The sequence below is a fragment of the Nonomuraea insulae genome (assembly GCF_042656245.1).
Genome location: NZ_JBHSPA010000086.1, coordinates 1 through 18939, shown reverse-complemented (window position 1 = coordinate 18939; position 18939 = coordinate 1). Strand labels below are relative to the sequence as shown.

21 protein-coding genes are annotated in these 18939 nt (G+C 70.5%); 13 read left to right on the top strand and 8 right to left on the bottom strand.

Going from position 1 to position 18939, the window contains the following annotated elements; all coding sequences use genetic code 11:
* Nucleotides 1-114: 114 nt before the first annotated feature.
* From ACFPZ3_RS54165 to ACFPZ3_RS54140, 6 genes are read left to right on the top strand one after another with little or no spacing between them, the layout of a single operon-like run.
* A complete protein-coding gene (locus ACFPZ3_RS54165; protein ID WP_379522288.1) occupies nucleotides 115-1785 on the top strand; it encodes an AMP-binding protein in 1671 nt (556 codons plus the stop codon).
* The gene (locus tag ACFPZ3_RS54160; protein ID WP_379522287.1) at nucleotides 1785-2771 is read left to right on the top strand and encodes an acyl-CoA dehydrogenase family protein; all 987 of its coding nucleotides are present in this window, start codon (nucleotides 1785-1787) and stop codon (nucleotides 2769-2771) included. The genes ACFPZ3_RS54165 and ACFPZ3_RS54160 overlap by 1 nt, the downstream gene beginning before the upstream one ends.
* Nucleotides 2771-3925, top strand: coding sequence for an acyl-CoA dehydrogenase family protein (locus tag ACFPZ3_RS54155; protein ID WP_379522286.1), 1155 nt, complete (start codon nucleotides 2771-2773; stop codon nucleotides 3923-3925). The genes ACFPZ3_RS54160 and ACFPZ3_RS54155 overlap by 1 nt, the downstream gene beginning before the upstream one ends.
* A complete protein-coding gene (locus ACFPZ3_RS54150) occupies nucleotides 3922-4899 on the top strand; it encodes a bifunctional MaoC family dehydratase N-terminal/OB-fold nucleic acid binding domain-containing protein (protein WP_379522285.1) in 978 nt (325 codons plus the stop codon). The genes ACFPZ3_RS54155 and ACFPZ3_RS54150 overlap by 4 nt, the downstream gene beginning before the upstream one ends.
* Nucleotides 4896-5276: a MaoC/PaaZ C-terminal domain-containing protein gene (locus ACFPZ3_RS54145; RefSeq protein WP_379522284.1), complete on the top strand. Its 381-nt coding sequence runs from the start codon at nucleotides 4896-4898 to the stop codon at nucleotides 5274-5276. The genes ACFPZ3_RS54150 and ACFPZ3_RS54145 overlap by 4 nt, the downstream gene beginning before the upstream one ends.
* The gene (locus tag ACFPZ3_RS54140; RefSeq protein ID WP_379522283.1) at nucleotides 5273-6430 is read left to right on the top strand and encodes a lipid-transfer protein; all 1158 of its coding nucleotides are present in this window, start codon (nucleotides 5273-5275) and stop codon (nucleotides 6428-6430) included. Before ACFPZ3_RS54145 ends, ACFPZ3_RS54140 begins: the two co-directional genes overlap by 4 nt.
* Before the next feature lie 120 nt (nucleotides 6431-6550).
* Here ACFPZ3_RS54140 and ACFPZ3_RS54135 read toward each other — a convergent pair whose 3' ends face one another.
* Nucleotides 6551-8047 carry an RNA polymerase sigma factor gene (locus ACFPZ3_RS54135; RefSeq protein WP_379522282.1) on the bottom strand — a complete coding sequence of 499 codons (1497 nt, stop codon included), beginning with the start codon at nucleotides 8045-8047 and terminating at the stop codon, nucleotides 6551-6553.
* Between the two features lie 288 nt (nucleotides 8048-8335).
* Here ACFPZ3_RS54135 and ACFPZ3_RS54130 point away from each other — a divergent pair, with 288 nt between their 5' ends.
* The 5 genes from ACFPZ3_RS54130 to ACFPZ3_RS54110 are packed head-to-tail and all read left to right on the top strand — an operon-like array spanning nucleotide 8336 to nucleotide 12242.
* Nucleotides 8336-9394 carry an ABC transporter ATP-binding protein gene (locus tag ACFPZ3_RS54130; protein ID WP_379522281.1) on the top strand — a complete coding sequence of 353 codons (1059 nt, stop codon included), beginning with the start codon at nucleotides 8336-8338 and terminating at the stop codon, nucleotides 9392-9394.
* Nucleotides 9387-10067, top strand: coding sequence for an ABC transporter permease (locus tag ACFPZ3_RS54125; protein ID WP_379522280.1), 681 nt, complete (start codon nucleotides 9387-9389; stop codon nucleotides 10065-10067). Before ACFPZ3_RS54130 ends, ACFPZ3_RS54125 begins: the two co-directional genes overlap by 8 nt.
* Complete coding sequence (locus ACFPZ3_RS54120) at nucleotides 10064-10756, top strand: ABC transporter permease (RefSeq protein WP_379522279.1); 693 nt, start codon at nucleotides 10064-10066, stop codon at nucleotides 10754-10756. The genes ACFPZ3_RS54125 and ACFPZ3_RS54120 overlap by 4 nt, the downstream gene beginning before the upstream one ends.
* A gap of 39 nt (nucleotides 10757-10795) precedes the next feature.
* Nucleotides 10796-11725 (top strand): ABC transporter substrate-binding protein, encoded by a 930-nt coding sequence (locus ACFPZ3_RS54115; protein ID WP_379522278.1) that lies wholly within the window; start codon nucleotides 10796-10798, stop codon nucleotides 11723-11725.
* Between the two features lie 40 nt (nucleotides 11726-11765).
* Entirely contained in the window at nucleotides 11766-12242 is a 477-nt protein-coding gene (locus ACFPZ3_RS54110; protein WP_379522277.1) for a flavin reductase family protein, read from the top strand.
* Between the two features lie 53 nt (nucleotides 12243-12295).
* Here the strand turns inward: ACFPZ3_RS54110 and sppA are convergent, their stop codons facing one another.
* Nucleotides 12296-13993, bottom strand: coding sequence for a signal peptide peptidase SppA (gene sppA / locus ACFPZ3_RS54105; RefSeq protein WP_379522276.1), 1698 nt, complete (start codon nucleotides 13991-13993; stop codon nucleotides 12296-12298).
* Nucleotides 13994-14083: 90 nt separating this feature from the next.
* The gene (locus ACFPZ3_RS54100; RefSeq protein WP_379522275.1) at nucleotides 14084-15073 is read right to left on the bottom strand and encodes an NAD(P)-dependent alcohol dehydrogenase; all 990 of its coding nucleotides are present in this window, start codon (nucleotides 15071-15073) and stop codon (nucleotides 14084-14086) included.
* 156 nt (nucleotides 15074-15229) lie between these two features.
* Between ACFPZ3_RS54100 and ACFPZ3_RS54095 the strand changes: the two genes are divergently transcribed.
* Nucleotides 15230-15949, top strand: coding sequence for a DUF2306 domain-containing protein (locus ACFPZ3_RS54095; RefSeq protein ID WP_379522274.1), 720 nt, complete (start codon nucleotides 15230-15232; stop codon nucleotides 15947-15949).
* On the opposite strand, the gene ACFPZ3_RS54090 is transcribed toward ACFPZ3_RS54095, so the two are convergent.
* The 5 genes from ACFPZ3_RS54090 to ACFPZ3_RS54070 are packed head-to-tail and all read right to left on the bottom strand — an operon-like array spanning nucleotide 15839 to nucleotide 18585.
* Entirely contained in the window at nucleotides 15839-16510 is a 672-nt protein-coding gene (locus tag ACFPZ3_RS54090; RefSeq protein WP_379522273.1) for a response regulator, read from the bottom strand. The genes ACFPZ3_RS54095 and ACFPZ3_RS54090 overlap by 111 nt on opposite strands.
* Nucleotides 16507-17646 carry a sensor histidine kinase gene (locus ACFPZ3_RS54085; RefSeq protein WP_379522272.1) on the bottom strand — a complete coding sequence of 380 codons (1140 nt, stop codon included), beginning with the start codon at nucleotides 17644-17646 and terminating at the stop codon, nucleotides 16507-16509. Before ACFPZ3_RS54085 ends, ACFPZ3_RS54090 begins: the two co-directional genes overlap by 4 nt.
* A gap of 40 nt (nucleotides 17647-17686) precedes the next feature.
* A complete protein-coding gene (locus ACFPZ3_RS54080) occupies nucleotides 17687-17938 on the bottom strand; it encodes a hypothetical protein (RefSeq protein ID WP_379522271.1) in 252 nt (83 codons plus the stop codon).
* A 29-nt stretch (nucleotides 17939-17967) separates the two neighbouring features.
* Entirely contained in the window at nucleotides 17968-18318 is a 351-nt protein-coding gene (locus ACFPZ3_RS54075) for a hypothetical protein (protein WP_379522270.1), read from the bottom strand.
* Between the two features lie 51 nt (nucleotides 18319-18369).
* Nucleotides 18370-18585, bottom strand: a complete 216-nt coding sequence (locus ACFPZ3_RS54070; protein ID WP_379522269.1) for a hypothetical protein — start codon at nucleotides 18583-18585, stop codon at nucleotides 18370-18372.
* A 161-nt stretch (nucleotides 18586-18746) separates the two neighbouring features.
* Between ACFPZ3_RS54070 and ACFPZ3_RS54065 the strand changes: the two genes are divergently transcribed.
* The coding region (locus ACFPZ3_RS54065; protein ID WP_379522268.1) for a transposase at nucleotides 18747-18939 on the top strand (193 nt) is incomplete at its 3' end.

Sequence of the window (18939 nt, the reverse complement as noted above, 5' to 3'; positions counted from 1 at the left end):
GTCCCCGGCGTTACACGCATATATCGGGCTTTGTCGTGTTGGGCGGGTGCTGGACAGATATTGGAATCTGTTCTAGTTTGCGATTCGGCGTACCTAGCGCTTGCTGGAGGAGCGATGACCGCCGACACGATCGCCTCCCTGCTCCTCGCCCGTGCCGACGACGACCGGCCCGGCCTCGTCTTCGAGGACCGGGTGTGGTCCTGGCGGGCGTCCGTCGCCGCCTGCCGGGCCGCCGGCGCGTGGCTGTCCCTGCGTGGGGCGGGGACGCACGTCGGGGTGCTCAGTGAGAACGTTCCCGAACTGGTCTTCCTCATCGGGGGCGCGGCGCTGGCCGGGCACGTGGTCGTCGCGCTGAACCCGACGCGGGGCGTGGAGGAACTGGTCAGGGACGCCCGCTCGACGGACGTCGGCCTCCTCCTCGCGGACGGTCCTTACGGCGAGGTCGCGCGGCAGATGTCCGAGGCGCTGGGAGTCGAGGCGCTGGGCCTGGAGGAGCTGACGCGCTCCCCAGCAACGCCGCCCCCGGCAACGCCGCCCCTGAAGGCGCCGGCGCAGTCTCCGGCGGCCTCGCCCCCGGATGTGCGGAAGCAGGACGGCGGCGGTGAGATCGGCGATCTCGTGATGCTGATCTTCACCTCCGGCACCTCGGGACGTCCCCGCGCCGTGCGCATCACGCAGCGCAAGCTCGCCGTCCCCGGGATCAGCCTGGCGGCGCTGCTCACCCCCGAGGACGTCGTCTACTGTTCGATGCCGCTGTTCCACTCCGGCGCCCTGATGGCCGCCTACGCCCCTGCCGTGGCGTCGGGGGCGGCGCTGGTGTTGCGGAGGCGGTTCTCGGCCTCGGGCCTGCTGCCCGACATCAGGCGATACGGCTGTACGTACCTGCACTACGTCGGCAAGGCCCTCTCCTACGTCCTGGCCACCCCGGAACAGCCGGGCGACGCCGGCAACCCGCTCAAGATCGCGTTCGGGAACGAGGGGAGCGCGGTGGCCACCAGGAGGTTCGGGGAGCGGTTCGGTTGCCTGGTCATCGACGCCTTCGGCTCCACGGAGACCGCCATCTCCCTCACCCCCGACCCCTCGGGCCCGCAGGGGTGCCTCGGCCGCCTGCCTGACGGCGTACTCATCCTGGACCCCTTCACCGGGCTGGCCTGCCCGCCGGGCCGGATCGAGGACGGCCGCCTGACCAACCCGGAGGAGGCCATCGGCGAGCTGGTCAACACGGCGGGGCTCGGGCTGTTCGACGGCTACTACAAGGACCCTGAGGCGGACGCCGAGCGGATCAGGGACGGCGCGTTCTGGTCCGGCGACCTGGCCTACGCGGACGTGGACGGCTACGTCTTCTTCGCGGGCCGTGGCACCGAGCGGCTGCGCGTGGACGGGGAGAACCTGGCGGTCGCGCCCATCGAGGCGGCGCTGCGGGAGTTCGGCGGGGTGGTGGAGGCGGCGGTGTACCCGGTGCCGGATCCGGCGGCCGGTGATCAGGTCATGGCGGCGCTCGTCCTGGAGGGGGCCTTCGACGCGGACGCGTTCACCGCGTTCCTGGCCTCCCGCCGCGACCTGGGCGTCAAATCCTTGCCCCGATTCATCCGCGTCTCTCGGGAGTTACCCCAGACGGCCTCGCACAAGGTCATCAAGCGCCGCCTCGCCCGCGAGGGCTGGCGCACCGCCGATCCGGTCTGGTGGCGCGCCCCCGACGGGCTCCGGCCGCTGACCGAGGCGGAGGCGAAGGGGATGGAGGAGGAGTTCGTACGGCACGGCAGGCGACATCTCTTGGAGACGTAGTGGATTTCAACCTGGACGAAACCCAGCAGGATCTGAAGAAGCTGGCCACCGAGGTCCTCGCCAGGGAAGGGGACGAGGAGCGGCTGTGGCAGGCCGGGCTGATGGGCGTGTGCGTGCCGGAGGAGGCGGGCGGCGCCGGGCTCGGTCCGGTGGAAATGGCCGTGGTGCTGCGGGAGGTGGGAGCGCGGGCGGCGATGGTCCCCGCGCTGCCCACGCTGGCGGCCACGCTGGCCCTGGCCCGCCACGGCACCGCCGACCAGCAGAGCCGCTGCATCGGCCACCTCACCCTGGCGCTCCGCGAGCCCGGCCGCGCCCTCTCCGACCCACCCCGGGCCACGGCCTCCGAAGACTCGCCGTCCGCCGGGGGCGGGTGGGTGCTGGGCGGGCGGAAGGTCGCGGTGCCCTATCCAGGGGCGGCGGTGCTGGTGAGCGCCGGCGAGGGGTTGTTCCTGGTGGAGTCGCCGGCGGCGACGGGCGAGTTCACCTCCACGGCGGAGCCGGCGGGAACGATCATCCTGGACGGCACGCCGGCCGAGTGGGTGGCGGGGCCGGAGGCGGTGGAGGACGCGAGGCGGATCTTCACCGCCGCCGTGGCCGCGCAGGCCAGTGGGGTGCTGGCCGGGGCGCTGGAGCTGACCACGGCCTACATCAGGACGAGGAAGCAGTTCGGGCGGGCGCTGGCCGAGTTCCAGGCGGTGACCATGCAGATCGCCGACGTCTACATCACCGGGCGGGCGCTGGACGTGGCCATGTGGTCGGCGGCCTGGCGGCTGGGCGAGGGGTTGCCGGTCGAGGAGGACCTGGCGCTGGCCGCGTACCACGTGAGTGAGGCCCTCAAGGCGCTCTACACCTGCCAGCACCTGCACGGCGGGCTCGGGCTGGACGTGACCTACCCGCTGCACCGCTACTTCGCCCAGGCCAAGCACCTGTCCCACCTGCTCGGCGGCGCCGACGCCCAGCTCGACCTGATCGGAGCGCTCGTCTGATGCTCATCGACCTGACCCCCGAGCAGCGCAGGCTCCGCGACGAACTGCGGGAGTACTTCCAGGGCTGCCTCACCTCCGAGGATCGGGCGAAGATCGCCGGGGATCCGTTCGGGGACGCGTACATGGAGCACTGCCGTCGCCTCGGCCGTGACGGGAAGCTGGGGCTCGGCTGGCCCAAGGAGTATGGGGGCGGCGGCCACGGCCCCCTGGAGCAGCAGATCTTCGCCAATGAGATAGCCCGCGCCGGGGTGCCGTACCCGATCATCACGGTGCAGACGGTCGGGCCCACGCTCATGCAGTACGGCACGCGGGAGCAGAAGGATCATTTCCTGCCGCGCATCCTCGCGGGGGAGTGCCACTTCGCGATCGGGTACAGCGAGCCCGAGGCGGGCACCGATCTGGCGTCGCTGCGTACGACGGCGGTGCTCGACGGCGACCACTACGTCGTCAACGGGCAGAAGATCTTCACCAGCGGAGCCCACTACGCCCAGTACATCTGGCTCGCCGCCCGTACGAACCCGACGGCCAAAAAGCACAAGGGCATCACCATGATGATCGTCTCCACGGACGATCCCGGGTTCTCGTGGACGCCGATCATGACCATGGACGGCCGCCACCACACGAACGCCACGTACTACTCCGACGTACGCGTCCCGGTGGACAGCGTGGTCGGCGAGGTGGACCGGGGCTGGGACCTGATCGTCAACCAGCTCAACCACGAACGGGTCACCCTGGGGCCCGCAGGCAACCTCGGCCAGACCTACGACCGTTTCCGCGCCTGGGCCCGCCGTACGGGGCTGGACGGCGAGCAGGACGTGCGCAGGGCGCTGGCGGAGGTGTGGGCGGCCTTCCGTACGAACGAGCTGCTCAACTGGCAGGTGGCGGCCAACATGGACCTCGGCTGGCTGGGCGCCCCCGACGCGTCGGCCACCAAGATCTACGGCTCCGAGCGCATGCAGGAGGTCGGCAGGATCGTCGGCGACATCCTGGCCAGGTACGGGGACCCGTCCGATCCGGAGACGGCCGAGCTGCTGGAACGGGTCGATCACGGGGTCAAGGGGGCGGTGGTGCTGACGTTCGGCGGCGGGGTGAACGAGGTGCAGCGAGAGCTGATCGCCATGCTCGGCCTGAACCTCCCGAGGCCCCCGCGATGACGACCGACGGCAACGCGGTGACGACCGACGCCAGCGTGGCGACGACGGAGGGCAACTCGGGGACGGCCGACGGCGGCGCGGTGACGACGGACGAGGAGTTGCGCGAGCTGGCGGCCAAGCAGGCGGCGCTGGGGGAGATACGCGGCACCCCGGCCGCCGACCCGGTGAACATCCCCATGATCCGCCACTGGCTGGCCGCCATGGGCGACACCAACCCGGCCTACCTCGAACGGGGTCTCGCCCCGCCCGCCATGGCCCAGGTGTGGACCATGCACCCCCCGGCGGCCAAGGACCGTTCGCCGGTGGACGACCTGCTGGCCGCGCTCGACGACAACGGCTACACGGGCGTGGTGGCGACGAACTGCGCCCAGACCTACCACCGCTACGCCCGCGTCGGGGAGGTCCTCACCCCCGCGACCAGGTTCTCCGACCTGGCGGGCCCGAAGCGGACGGCCCTCGGCGTGGGCTACTTCGCCACGTGGAACGTCACCTGGTACGGCGACGCCGACGAGCCGGTCGCCGAAATGCTCTTCCGAATCCTGAAATTTCGCCCACCAGAGCCCAAGGCCGCGGCGCTCCCGCCGTATCCCCTCCAACCCGCCACCAACCAGGACACGGCGTTCTTCTGGGAAGGCGTCAACCAGGGCGAGCTCCGCATCCAGTCCTGCGCCGACTGTGGCGAGCTGCGCCACCCGCCGGGCCCGCTCTGCCCCCACTGCCGCTCGGCCCACCGCACCCACACGGTCGCGACCGGCGCCGGAACCCTCTACAGCTACGTGGTGCACCACCACCCGCCCGTGCCAGGCCGCGAGACCCCGTTCGTGGTGGCCGTGGTGGAACTACCCGAAGGCGTACGAATGGTAGGCAACATCGTGGACTGCCCGATCGAGGACGTGGAGATCGGCATGCCCCTGCGCGTGACGTACCAGCGGATGGACGACCACCTCGTCCTGCCCATGTGGACCCCGTCATGACCACGCTCCCGGAGCTGTCCGTCGACCTCACCCCCACCATGGTCATCTCCACGGCCCTGGCCACCATGGACTTCACCCCGGTGCACCACGACACCGCCCTGGCCAGGGCCCAGGGCTCCAAGGACATCTTCCTCAACATCCTGACCACGATGGGCCTGGTCGAGCGCTACGTCACCGACTGGACCGGCCCGGACGCCACCATCCACGACATCGACGTCAAGCTCGGCGTGCCGGCCTACGCCGGCGACCGCCTCACCTTCAGCGGCGCGGTCGTCGGGCGGGACGGCGACCGGCTGACGGTGGAGGTACGCGGCCGGGTGAGCCTGGGCGACCACGCCACCGCCACCGTCACCCTCACGACCCGGGAGAGCCCTTGAGCACGGCCATAGCGGGCATCGGCGCCACCGAGTTCAGCAAGCAGTCGGGCCGTTCGGAGCTGCGCCTGGCGGCGGAGGCCGTGCTGGCGGCGCTGGACGACGCGGGCCTGTCGCCCGGCGACGTGGACGGCCTGGTCACCTACAGCCAGGACGGCAACCAGGAGATCGCCGTGGCCAGGGAGGCGGGCATCGGCGAGCTGACCTTCTTCTCCCGCGTCGAGTACGGCGGCGGCGCGGCCTGCGGCACCGTCGCCCACGCGGCCATGGCCGTGGCGACGGGCGCGGCCAATACGGTGGTCTGCTACCGGGCGTTCAACGAACGCTCCGGCCGCCGCTTCGGCCTCCCGAACGCGGGCCTGACCGCCCAGCCCACCTCCCAGGGCCTGGAGATGAGCTGGCACGTCCCGTTCGGCCTGATGACCCCGGCCGCCTGGGTCGCCATGTTCGCCCAGCGCTACATGCACGTGTACGCCGCCACCTCCGAGGACTTCGGCCGCGTCGCCGTGGCCATGCGCAGGCACGCCGCGACGAACCCGGCGGCCTGGTTCCACGGCAGGCCCATCACGCTGGAGGAGCATCAGGCCTCCCGCTGGATCGTGGAGCCGCTGCACCTGCTCGACTGCTGCCAGGAGAGCGACGGCGCGGTGGCCCTGGTCGTGACCTCCGCGGAACGCGCCCGCGACCTGCGCAGATCCCCGGCCGTGATCACGGCGGCAGCGCAGGGCGCGGGCGCGGACCAGATGATGATGACCAGCTACTACCGCGACGACATGACGGGGTTGCCGGAGATGTCCGTCGTCGGCCGCCGCCTCTGGGAGATCTCAGGGCTGACGCCCGCCGACATCCAGACGGCCATCCTGTACGACCACTTCACCCCGTTCGTCCTGACCCAGCTGGAGGAACTCGGCTTCTGCGGGCGTGGCGAGGCGCCCGGATTCCTCCAGGACGGGGGCATCGAACTGGACGGCCGCCTCCCGGTCAACCCGCACGGCGGGCAGCTCGGGGAGGCCTACATCCACGGCATGAACGGCATCGCGGAAGCCGTCCGCCAGATCAGGGGCACCGCCGCCAACCAGCTCCCGAACGTCGCCAACGTCCTCGTCACGGCCGGCACCGGCGTGCCGACCAGCGGCCTGATCCTGTCCGCCGACTGAGGCTCAGCCAGCCGACGGGCGCCGGCCACTTGGACGGGTAGGCGCCCATCGGCCGGCCACCTGGACGGGCCGGCGCTCATCGGTCGGCCACCTGGACGGGCCGGTGCCCATCGGCCCGCCCTAGGAGCCGCCGCCGAAGATCGGCACGGAGAAGAACACGATCATCGCGATCGCCACGCAGAGCAGGAACCCGATCAGCTCCCACACCCAGTCGTAGTGGCGGTCCTTGCGACGGCGTACCTTCTGGGGCCGGCGTCCCACCTCCGGCTTCCGCTTGGGCATGGGCCTGGCCCGCACCGCGCGGGGAGCCAGGATCGAGGTCGAGGGATCCTCCTTCGCCACGCCCGGCAGCCGGTAGACGGGCTCCGCGGCGGGCTTGGGACCGAGCTTGGGACCGGGCTTGGGACCGGGCTTCGCCTTGGGCTTGGCGTGCAGCTTGGCCTGGGGCTTGGCGTGCGGCTTGGCGGGGGCCTTCGCGCGGGGCTGGAACAGCGGGGCGGCCGGTTCGCGGACCTGTGGCTGGGGCCGTGACACCGGTGGCCGCCTGAACTCCGCGGGCGCGGGCTGAGGCTCGAACGGCGCCTGACGGCGGTCGGGGCCCTTGTGGACGAGGACGTCGCCGGTCATGTACGGATCCGGCGCGTCCCTCGGCAGGATCACGTCGCCCGTCGCGAACGGCTCGGCCCCCGGGGCCTCGGGAGCGGACATGAAGAACGGGCGCTCCTGGGACGGCGGCCCGGACCCGGCGCTCAGCGGGTCCTTGAAAGCCCGGGCCGAGCCCAGCGGGTCCCGCAACGGCAGGCCCGGGTCCAGGACGTCCCTGGGCGGTGTCAGCCCGTTGCGGAGCTTGGGCATCGGCGCGGTGGTCGCGTCGTGCTCGGGAACCCGCGGCCACGATGGCGGCGTGAGCAGTTCGGCGGGGAAGATCGCCGTCCTGGTCGCCGGATCCGCCTCCGCCAGCGGTTGCGGCCACATCGGCGGGCTGGGCCAGCGCGGCTTGACGAACATCGGGGCGGGCGCCGCCGTACGGGAGCCCGCGAAGTGGATGCGCAGCGCGGCCGGAGGCAGCGGCCAGGGCAGGCGGCCGAGCACGTCCCGCAGCGGCGAGACGCCCAGCGCGCCGTACACGTCGGCGACCGGCTTGGGCACGCGGACCCCGGCCGAGCGCAGCGCCGTTCCCAGCGACTGCCTGAACCGGTGCCCCGCCCCGACCGCCAGCTCCTCGGCGGTGTCGGGCGCGACGTCCAGCACCCACGCCAGCTCGGCCTTGCTCAGCCCGCACACCGCGCACAACACCAGCACCTCGCGCTGGTGGGGGCGCAGTTCGCGCAGGGAGCGCTCGACGAGCGCGGTGGCCGGGTCGATGAGCGGGTCGACGGCGGGGGGTGAGTAGACGATGTCCCGCCGGTGGATCTCGCGGCGGGCGAAGGCGTAGAGAGCGGCGCGGGGCGGCGTGGTGGCCGGGACGCTGGTGAGAACGGACACCAGGACGTCGGACGCGGAGCCGAGGTCGCCGAGCTGGTCAGCGCAGTACGCGAACAGCCCTGCGGCATAGAGGTCGTAGAGCTCTGCGATCAGTTCTGCGCGTCGGCGCTGATCGTTGATCGTCTGAGACACGGGGCCGGATCCTCTTGCTGTGTGCGGACGCTGAGGGTGAAGGGGCGCGTCGGGGCTTTGTGGGCTGATGCGTCAAGAATTGTGAGGGTAATCATGCCAATACACGTGGTCCGGCGCACTACCAGATTCACATTTCATCCGAATCCGCAGCTCAAGTGAAGCGTTTAAGAGATGCCCGAGGGGACAGAGGACGCCGAATCGCCGTAGTCTGTGGGTCCCAGAGATCATGCGGCGGTCGTGGCAGGGGGCCGCGGCCCTGCCACAGAAGCCCGAAGCGAGAGTTCGCGCGTGATCACATTCGACTCTGTCACCAAACGCTATCCGGACGGAACGGTCGCCGTGGACCACCTCAGCCTTGAGGCGCCCACCGGCGAGATCACCGTGTTCGTCGGACCGTCCGGCTGCGGGAAGACGACGTCACTGCGGATGATCAACCGCATGATCGACGCCTCGGAGGGCCAGATCCTCCTTGACGGCGAGCCGGTGCAGAGCATCGACCCGCCGACGTTGCGGCGCGGCATCGGATACGTCATCCAGCAGGCCGGCCTCTTCCCCCACAGGAAGATCGTCGACAACGTCGCCACCGTCCCTTACCTGCTCGGCTGGGACAAGAAGAAGGCCCGTGCCAGGGCCATGGAGCTGCTGGAGCGCGTCGGGCTCGACCCGGCCTTCGCCCAGCGCTACCCGTTCCAGCTCTCCGGCGGGCAGCAGCAGCGCGTGGGCGTGGCCAGAGCCCTGGCCGCGGACCCGCCCGTGCTGCTCATGGACGAGCCGTTCAGCGCGGTCGACCCCATCGTCCGCACGAGCCTGCAGGACGAGTTGCTCAGGCTCCAGAGCGAGCTCAACAAGACGATCGTGTTCGTCACCCACGACATCGACGAGGCCATCAAGCTCGGCGACCGGGTGGCCGTGCTGCGGGTGGGCGGCAAGCTGGCGCAGCTCGCCGACCCCAAGACACTGCTGTCGGAGCCGGCCGACGACTTCGTCAGGGAGTTCCTCGGGCACGACAGGGGGATCAGGCGGCTGCAGTTCATCTCCACGAAGGGGCTGCGGCTGCGTACCGACCTGACCGTTCCCGAGGACTTCGACGGCAGCACCTCCGAGCCGTGGCTGCTGGTCGTGAGCGGTGACGGCAGCCCGGTCGGCTGGCGCACCGGGACGCCGGGGGGCGAACTGGAGCCGTACGGGACGTTCCTGCACGGACGCGACTCCATGCGCACGGCCCTCGACGCGGCGCTGCTGTCGCCGTCCGGCTGCGCCGTGGCCGTGGACGAGCAGGGCAAGGTCGTCGGCGTGGCGACCAGGGAGGCGCTCGACGAGGCACTCGCGGAGGCCGCAGATGGGTGATGGGCCCCCCTCCATCTGGGAGTGGATCGGGCGCAACTGGGACACCGGCCGGGTCGACAGCATCAGGAACCTGCTCACCGACCACCTCACCATGTCGCTCGTGCCGATCCTGTTCGCGCTGATCGTGGCGCTGCCCCTGGGCCTGGCCAGCGTGCGCTGGCGCTGGCTCTACCAGCCCACCTCCGGCTTGATGAACGTCGTGTACGCCCTCCCGTCCCTGCCGGTCTTCATGTTGCTGATCTCGGTGACCGGGCTGTCGCAGACCACGGTGATCATCCCGCTGACCTTCTACGGCATGGCCGTGCTGATCCCGGCCGTGGTCGACGGGCTCAACTCGGTGCCCGACCACGTACGCCAGTCGGCCGTGGCCATGGGCTTCACCCCGCTGCGCCGGCTGCTGACGGTCGAGTTGCCGATCGCCGTGCCGGTGGTCCTGGCCGGGCTGCGCGTGGTCGCGGTCTCCAGCATCAGCCTGGTCAGCGTGGGCGCGCTGATCGGGCAGGGCGGGCTCGGCGGGCTGTTCACCCGGGCCTACCAGAACCCGTTCATGCCGCCGGTGATCGTCGGCATCGTGCTCATCGTGGCGCTCGCGCTGGTCGCCGACGGCCTGCTGGTCCTGGCTCAGCGCCTGCTCACCCCCTGGGTGCGCGCACGGAAGGCGACGACGTCATGAGCTGGCTGACCGACTTCCTCGGCTGGCTCGGGGACTTCTTCGGTAACGGCGACAACTGGTCGGGCCCCGGCGGCATCCCCGTGCGCCTGCTGGAGCACCTGCAGTTCTCGGTCCTGGCGCTGCTGCTGGCGGTGCTGATCGCCGTGCCGGTTGGCCTGCTGATCGGGCACACGGGCCGGGGCGAGGTGGTGGTCGTCGTCTCGGCGAACCTCGCCAGGGCGCTGCCGACGCTGGGCCTGCTGGTGATGTTCGTGCTGTTGCTGGGCACCTCCTCGATCTGGCCGGTGATCATCCCGCTGGTGCTGCTGTCGGTGCCGCCGATCCTGGTCAACACGTTCGAGGGGATCAGGGGGGTCGATCCCGACCTGCGCGACGCCGCGTACGGGATGGGCCTGCGCGGCGGCCAGGTGCTGGGACGGGTCCTGGTGCCGGTCGCCCTGCCGCTGATCCTGCTCGGCTGCCGCCTGTCGGCCATCCAGGTCGTGGCGACCACCACGGTCGCCTCCTACACCGGTCTCGGCGGTCTCGGCCGGTATGTCATCGACGGTTTCGCGACCAAGGATTACGCGAGCGTCGTCGGGGGTTCAGTACTGATTGTGCTGTTTGCGCTCGTGGTGCAGATACTGTTCACGCTCGTCCAGAGAGTGACGGTCTCTCCGGGGGTGAGCCAGCGGTTGAAGGTTCGGTAGGTTCTCTGTACTACCTCCCGCTTAGAAGGGAAATGCAAGATGAGACGCAAGTACGGCATCGCGGGGGTGCTCCTCTCGGCGATGTTCGCGCTGGCCGCCTGTGGTGGCGGTGGCAGCACGGGGGGCAACCCGCTCGACAGCACGAGCGCGGCTCCCTCCGGGTCGGCTTCGGCGGGCGGTGGAGGTAAGGCCGTCATCGGCTCCTTCGACTTCGACGAGAGCGTGCTGCTGGCCTCGATTTACGCCCAGGCGCTGGAGGCCAAGGGTGTGCAGGTGGAGGAGAAGCCGCGCATCGGCAGCCGCGAGGTCGTCTACGACCAGGTCAAGAGCGGCGGCCTGACCATCGTCCCCGAGTACAACGGCAACCTGCTCGCCTTCGTCGACCCCAAGACCACCGCCGCGGCCGCCGACGAGGTCGACACGGAGCTGAAGTCGAAGCTCCCGGCCGAGCTGGAGGTGCTCGACTCCTCGCCCGCCGAGGACAAGGACACCCTGTCCGTCTCCAAGGACACCCAGACCAAGCAGTCGCTGAACTCGATCGAGGACCTGGCCAAGGTCTCCAAGGACATGGTCCTCGGGGCCCCGCCCGAGTTCAAGAAGCGCTGGCAGCAGCGGTTCAAGGACGTCTACGGCCTTGAGTTCAAGGAGTGGAAGCCCACCGGGCCGACCACGGCCGACGCGCTCAAGGAGGGCTCGATCCAGGTCGGCAACATCTTCACCACCGATCCCAAGATGGCCGCGAACAACCTGGTGCCGCTGCAGGACCCCAAGAACATCTTCGCCGCCCAGAACGTGACCCCGCTGCTCAACAAGGCCGCCGCCAACGACACCATCAGGACCACCCTGAACGGCATCTCGGCCAAGCTGACGACGCAGTCCCTCCTGGACATGATGCAGAAGATCTCCGTCAACAAGGACGAGCCCGCGACCGTGGCCAAGGAATGGCTGACCACCAACGGCCTCGGCTGACCTCCCCCGTGAGAGCCTCCGTCTTCTGGGGGCTCTCACGGTGAGCGAGCTGTTCACGGAGGCGATGGCGCAGCTCGCGGCGGGGGTCGCGGTCGTGACCGCGCGGGACGGGCGTGATGACGTCGGCACCACGGTGTCGGCGCTGATGTCGGTTTCGCTGGAGCCGCCGCTGCTGCTGGTGAGCCTGGCCAGCAGCGGCTACCTCACCGAGATCCTGCTCCGGCAGGACCGCTGGGCCGCTTCCATGTTGTCCTCGGGACAGGCGGCCATCGCCAGCCGCTTCGCCACCGCGGGCCGCCCGAGCGCCCGCCTCCTGGTGGCCTCCGTCCCCCACCATCGAGGGGAGCGGACGGAGGCGCTGGTGATCGAGGGCGGGGTGGCCGCCATCGAGGCCGAGACCGCAAAGGTGGTCCCGGCCGGAGATCACACGATCTTCATCGCCGCGGTCCTGTCCGTCGTCTACATCGACTCTTCCCAGCAACCTCTGATACGCCTCCGCGGCCGCTACCGCTCCTGAGCGGCGGCGGCTCCGCGGATGGTGTACCAGGCGGGCAGGGGAGCGGCGGCGGCTCAGCGGATGATGTACCAGGCGGGCAGGAGCAGGGGGCCGGCAGCGGGGAGGCCGAGCTCGGCCGACAGGCGGGCGAGCGGGCCCCAGGCGTCGAGCCGGATCCGGGCCAGCGCCGCGGACCTGTCCTCGCTGGACTCCGGGCCGCGCAGCCGTTCGAGCGGGTTGAGGCGGGGATAGGTGCGCACGGGCGCGTCCTCCGCCAGCCCGGCCCGCTTCCTGGCCAGGGCCAGCGCGTCCTCCAGGCCGCCCAGCTCGTCCACCAGTCCTCTGGCCTGGGCGTCGGCGCCGGTCCATACGCGGCCGCGGGCGAGTTCGTGGGTGCGTTCGCGGCTGAGGTCGCGGCTCTTGGCCACCTTGTTCACGAAGTCATCGTAAATACGGTCGAGCCAGGCGTTCACCCGCTCCCACTGCTCGGGGGAGAAGCCGCGGGATGTGGAGAACATGCCGGCGTTGGCCCCCTCCGACACCATTTCCGAATTTATCCCGATCTTCGAGAGCATTTCGGAAAGGACGGGCTTGCCGCCGTACACGCCGATCGAGCCGGTCAGGGTGCCGGGCTGGGCCATGATCACGTCGGCGGCCATCGCGACGAAGTAGCCGCCGGAGGCCGCCATGTCGCCCATGGACACGATCACCGGCTTGACCTTGCGCGTCAGGACGACCTCGCGCCAGACGGTGTCGCTGGCCACGTACGAGCCGCCGGGGCTGTCCACCCGGAACACCACGGCCTTGACGTGCTCGTCCCGCCGGGCCGCGCGCAGTGCGGCGCTGATCGTGTCGGAGCCCATGGCTCCGCCTCCGCCGAGCGGGCTGCGCCCGCTGCGGCCGGTCTTGATCATGCCGTGGCCGTGGACGAGCGCGACCCCGTCGGTCATCGGCTGCGGCAGCTTGCGCACGGCCGCGCCGCGGGCGTAGCGGGAGACGTACAGCAGGTGGCTGTCCTCGCCGGCGGCCGCCTTGACCTCCGCGTAGACCTCGTCACGGTAGGCCAGCCCGTCGACCAGCCCGGCCTCCTGCGCCTCGGAGGCGGTGAACGGGCCGCGGTCGATCAGCTCCCGCACCTTGCCCGGGTCGAGGCGGCGGCCGTCGGCGATGCCCGCGACGAAGCTCTCGGTGACCGACTCCACGATGCGGGCCATGGACTCGCGGTGCGGGTCGGTCATGTGGTCCTGGGTGAAGGTGTTGACCGCGGTCTTGTACTCGTGGCGCTGGCCGGCTTCGTACCCGACGCCCAGCTTGCCCAGGGCGCCCTTCACGAAGCGCTGCTCCAGCGCCACCCCTGTCAGCCCGACGTCGCCGCTCGGCTGCAGGTAGAGCCGCTCGAACGCGCTGGCCAGGTAGTAGGGCACGGTGCCGCCGCCGAACTCCCCGAACGTCTCCCCGAACGCCACCGTCAGCTTGCCCGAGGCCCGGAAGTGGATCACGGCCTGCCGCAGCTCCTGCACCATCGCCAGGCCCAGCGGGTTACCGCCGATCTTCACGACGAGCGCCTTGACCCGGGGGTCCTGCCTGGCCCGCTTGAGCCCGGACAGCACGTCGGCCAGGCGCGTCTTGCGCATGGACAACACCGCGGCGAGCGGATCCGCCGGCGGGCCCTCGGTGAGGCCCTCTGTGAGATCGAGCTCCAGCACCAGCGGGGCCGTGCGCCGCTGGCGAAGCTTGTCGACGGTTTCGAAGATCGCCTTGCCTGCGTCCATAGAAGCCACCCTAAGCGACACAATTCGAAATGCGCCCTGGACGTGGGACGCGGAAGGTGCGCTGCACGCCTTGAGCAACTGTACGCGTGATCACATGGTGACGACGACCTTGCCCGGTGCGTGCCCCTCCTCCTGATATCTGAGCGCCTCCGGGATCTCCTCGAAGGTGTACGTGCGATCGATCATCGGCGTGAGCTTGCCGTTCTCGATCAGGTCGGTCAGCTCCAGCAGGTTCCGCCTGGTCTCCTTGGACCCGACCACCTGTCCCAGCGCGGCTTTCTGGGAGGTGAACGCGGAGGCCGCGAGGATGCCGAACATCCGCCCGGCCGGCTGGACCCATCGGCCGGCCGCCCCGCCGAGGAGGACGCAGACGCCCTTGCGCTTCAGCGCCTTCCGGCAGTCCGCGAACGACCTGTTGCCGGATATATAGAGAAGGACGTCATAAATCTGCCCATCGCGGGCGAAATCCTCCTTGGTGTAGTCGATGGCCTCGTCCGCGCCGAGCGAGCGCACCAGATCCACGTTCCGGGTGCTGCACACGCCGGTGACGTGCGCCCCGTACGCCTTGGCGATCTGCACCGCGAACGTCCCCACCCCTCCCGATGCCCCGTTGACCAGGACCTTCTGCCCCGGCTTGACCCCACCCTGGTCGCGGATGCCGAGCAGCGCCGTGCCGCCCGCCAGCGGCACCGCCGCCGCCTGCGCGAACGACAGGGTCTCCGGTTTCGGGGCCAGCTCGCTTTCCGGTACGCAGACGTACTCGGCGAACCCGCCGCCCGTCGGGGGCATCCCGAACACCGCGTCGCCCGGCCCGTACTCCGTCACCCCCGTCCCGACGGCCTCGACCACTCCGGCCACGTCCGCGCCCAGGATGCCGAACCTCGGCCTGCGGAACCCGGGCCCGCCGGGCATCACGCGGGCGACGTACGGCTCGCCGCGCATGAAGTGCCAGTCCCAGGGCTGGACGGAGGTGGCGCGCACCTGCACCAGCACCTCGCCGGGGCCGGGCTTGGGCTTGTCGATGTCGGTGAGCTCGAGGGCGTCGGGGGAGCCGTAGGACCGTAAGACGAACGCCTTCATCACGTTCTCCTCATTCGTCGGGGGCCCTCAGTCTGCGCGCGACCTGCGGGAAGACTCAACGGCCGAAAGTACGACCTTCTGCCTGGCCGATCGGCTCATCCGGGTCGGGCCGTCGGGCCGATGAGCCGGCGGGGGGTGGGCGGTCACCATCGAGGCATGCGTACCAAGGCATCCTGGCCCGTGCCGACCGGGCTGATCGTCCTCAGCTTCATCCCCGTGCTCGCCGGCGCCATCCGCCTGACCGAGCTGACCGGCGGGGCGGAGGTCACGGCGGCCAACGCCCGCTTCTTCGGATCGCCCGTGCCGATCGTGGCGCACATCGTGGGCGTCACCCTGTACAGCGTGCTCGGGGCCTTCCAGTTCGCGCCCCGGTTCCGGCGGCGCAGGCCCGGGTGGCACCGCGTCTCGGGGCGGGTGGTGGCCGGGTCCGGGCTGGTGGCGGCGCTGTCCGCGTTGTGGATGACCCTCTTCTACGCCGTCCCGCCCGGCGACCAGGGCCTGCTCACCGTGTTCCGGCTGGTGTTCGGCTCGGCCATGCTCGCCTCCCTGGTGCTGGGCCTGGCCGCCATCCTGCGCCGGGACGTGCGCCGCCACCGCGCCTGGATGATGCGCGCGTACGCCCTCGGCCTCGGCGCCGGCACCCAGGCACTGACCCTGGGAATCTGGGAGGGGATCTCCGGCCCGCCCGACGACGTCACCCACGCGCTGCTCATGGGCGCTTCGTGGGCGATCAACGCCGCCGTCGCCGAGTGGATCATTCGCCGGTCAACCCCTGACGCGGTTGGTCTCGTACGCCCACATGGCGATCTCGACCCGGTTGCGGACCGCCAGTTTGGTCATCAAGCTCGCGACATGGCTTTTCACCGTGCTCAGTGAGATGTGCAGCTCATCGGCGATCTCGCTGTTGGTACGGCCGCGCGCCACCGTGAGCAGAATCTGCTCCTCCCGATCGGTGAGCGCCTCGATCGGCTGCACCCTGGGCGGGGCCGGCCCGGTTCCCGCGAACGCCCCGAGCAGGCGCGCGGTGATGCTCGGCGCGATGAGCGCCTCCCCTCCGGCGGCGGCCCTGACCGCCTGGGCGAGCAGTTCCGGGCCCGCGTCCTTGAGCAGGAACCCCCTGGCTCCGGCCCTGAGCGCCGCGTAGACGTACTCGTCCAGGTCGAACGTCGTGATCACGACCACGGCCATGGGGTCGGCCACGTCGGGCCCGGCCAGCCGGCGGGTGGCCTCGATGCCGTCGCAACGCGGCATCCGGATGTCGAACAAGCACACATCGGGCCGCAGCCGCTGGGCCAGCTCGACAGCCCGCAGACCGTCACCCGCCTCGGCGACGACCTCGATGCCAGGCTGCACGTCGAGGATCATCCTGAGTCCCGTACGCGCGATCTCCTGGTCGTCGGCGACGATCACCCGGATGGCGGGTTCCGTGTCACTCATGCCGTGGCTCCAGTCCGGGGCAGTACGGCGGTCACGGTCCAGCCGCGACCCGGATTGGGCCCGGCTTCGCAGGTGCCGCCGAGCAGGTCAGCGCGTTCGATCATGCCGAGCAGCCCGTACCCCGGGGTGGCGGCGGGACGGGTGGCGGTGCTGTCGCCGTCGTCGCTCACGCGCAGGTGCACGGAGGCGTCGTCGGCGGCCACCCGCACCTCGATCCGGGTGGCGTGCCGGGCATGCCGCCGGGCGTTGGTGACCGATTCCTGGGCGATGCGGTAGATCGCGGCCCCCACCGGCGGAGGCACCCCGTCGAGATCCCCGTCGATCTTCACCTCCACGGACGGCCCGACCCTCGCCTGCCCCGCGAGCTGTTCGAGCTCGGCGAGGTGCGGATTGGGCGCCAGCTCCGCCGCCCCGTCGCGGCGCAGGACACGTACCATGGCGCGCATCTCGGCGAGCGTACGCGAGGCCTCGGCCTCGATCACCCGCAGCGCGTCGACGGCGGCATCCGGGCTGACGCCCGCCGTCGCGATCCCCGCCTGCGCCCTGATCGCCATCGCCGAGACGTGATGGGCCACGGTGTCGTGCAGGTCGCGGGCGAGTTGCTCGCGTTCGAGCAGCTTGACCTGATCGAGCTCCCGCATCCTGGCCCGCGCGCGATAACGGAAGGCCCCGCCCAGGGCGATCGCCGCGAACACCACGGTGAACGCGCCGACGACATCGGACGCGCCCAGTTTCCCCGCGAACGCGGAGCCCAGCACCGCGACCGTGATCAGCGCCAGCCCCGTCCCCGCCTCGCGCCCTGAACCCCAGCGGGACAACGAGTACAGCAGGATCAGCATGTAGGCCATCGCGGCCATCTCGGCCGGGTCGGCGCCGGTGAGGAGCTGGATCAGGCTCGTGGTGACGATGGGGATCGCCAGGGTGAGCAGGGGTCTCCTGCGGCGCCATAACAGGGTGGGCAACATCGCCAGGGCGAAGATCACGGAGAGCGGCCGCCACTGGAGATCCGTCCGCAGGACCCCTTCGAGGACTATGGCCGGGGCGAGCAGCCCTACGAGCACCCAGTCCCGCCACACCCGACGCGGGGGATGGGGCGGGCGGGGCTCATCCCACGCGGAGCGGAGAAGGCCGTGCACGCCCTCATGGTACGAGAGCCGTGGATCAGCCAGAAGGGGCTCATTCGCCGATGTTCACGGTCCCGCAGTCGCCGCTCGTGGGTTTGCGGGCTTCGGCGTACAGCGCGGGGTCAGCTTTGATGCGAGCGGTTGCCCGCCAGCCTGAGATGACCTCCGGCTGTGCCGCATCGGAGAGTGCTTCCACCAGTTCGACAGCGAAGGCGCGCAGCTCTTCGGCGCTGAGATGGCGAACCCACGGAAAGGTCTCGGGCATGGCGGTGACCAGCGCGCGAGCCGTGGGTTCGTGCTTCATCAGGCCGAGAATAGCCGGATGCCGTTGTCTCAGCTTGCCGGGTCGGGAAGTCTGGTGATGGTGCCGCTCCAGATGACTGCGGCGCGCCTGTAGATCCCGTACGTCTGGGAGTCGAAGCACGGCGAGATGCCGGTGTCGTACCGACTGTCGCCATCGGTGTCCGAAACACGGGTCGTGATGCCGTTGAGGTAGCCGGGGACGAAGACCCACTTGCCGAGCGCTCCGATCGGCGCCTCGGTGTCCACCAGACAGTGACCCGTGGTGGCGACGAGATTGCGGTACTGCGACTGCACGGCCGTGCCGGTGCACCAGTGCGGCTGGAGGTCGCTGCCGATGAAGAACACCTTGCCCATGGTCGTGGCCCCCGCCGGTCCCTCCACCGGCGCGACGAGGCCCGGGTTGCCGTCCGGGACGATGTCCGTGGACAGGCGTTACCCGGGCGTCGTGGTGTGGACGGCGTACGGGGTGGCGTTCCTCAAGTTGGCGGCCCCGTCGGCGAGCCAGAACCGCGCGACCTCCTGAGCCGGTATCGCGGTGCGGGCCAGGTCGAGCACCGCCGGAGTCACGGCTGCCTGTGCCGGCCCGGTGATGACAGTGGAGCCCAGCACGCTGAAGCCGATGCCTAACGCGATCAGTGCACGCCTCAAAGTCGATCTCCCGTTCGGTCATGGGGCGTCTTCACACCCTGTCAGCCCGCCGATCCACATCGTCGGCAGGCAGCAAGATCGTAACCCTGATCGAGGAGTTGAGCCTAGAAGTTTTAGATCACATGTTCGATCAGCCTTTCAGGCCGCGCCCGGGGAGTTCCTTGCCCGACAGCGGTGCGCCGCCGACGCTCCCGGCGAACGGCCGGAAGATCGACTCCCCGCGTTTCCTGCGCCGGGCGCAGAAGAGACTCACAAGGCTCCAGAGGAGCCTGAGCCGTAAGGCGAGGGGATCGGCCAACCGGGTCAAGGCCCGGATCAAGGTCGCCCGGCAGCACGTGAAGGTCGCCGACGCGC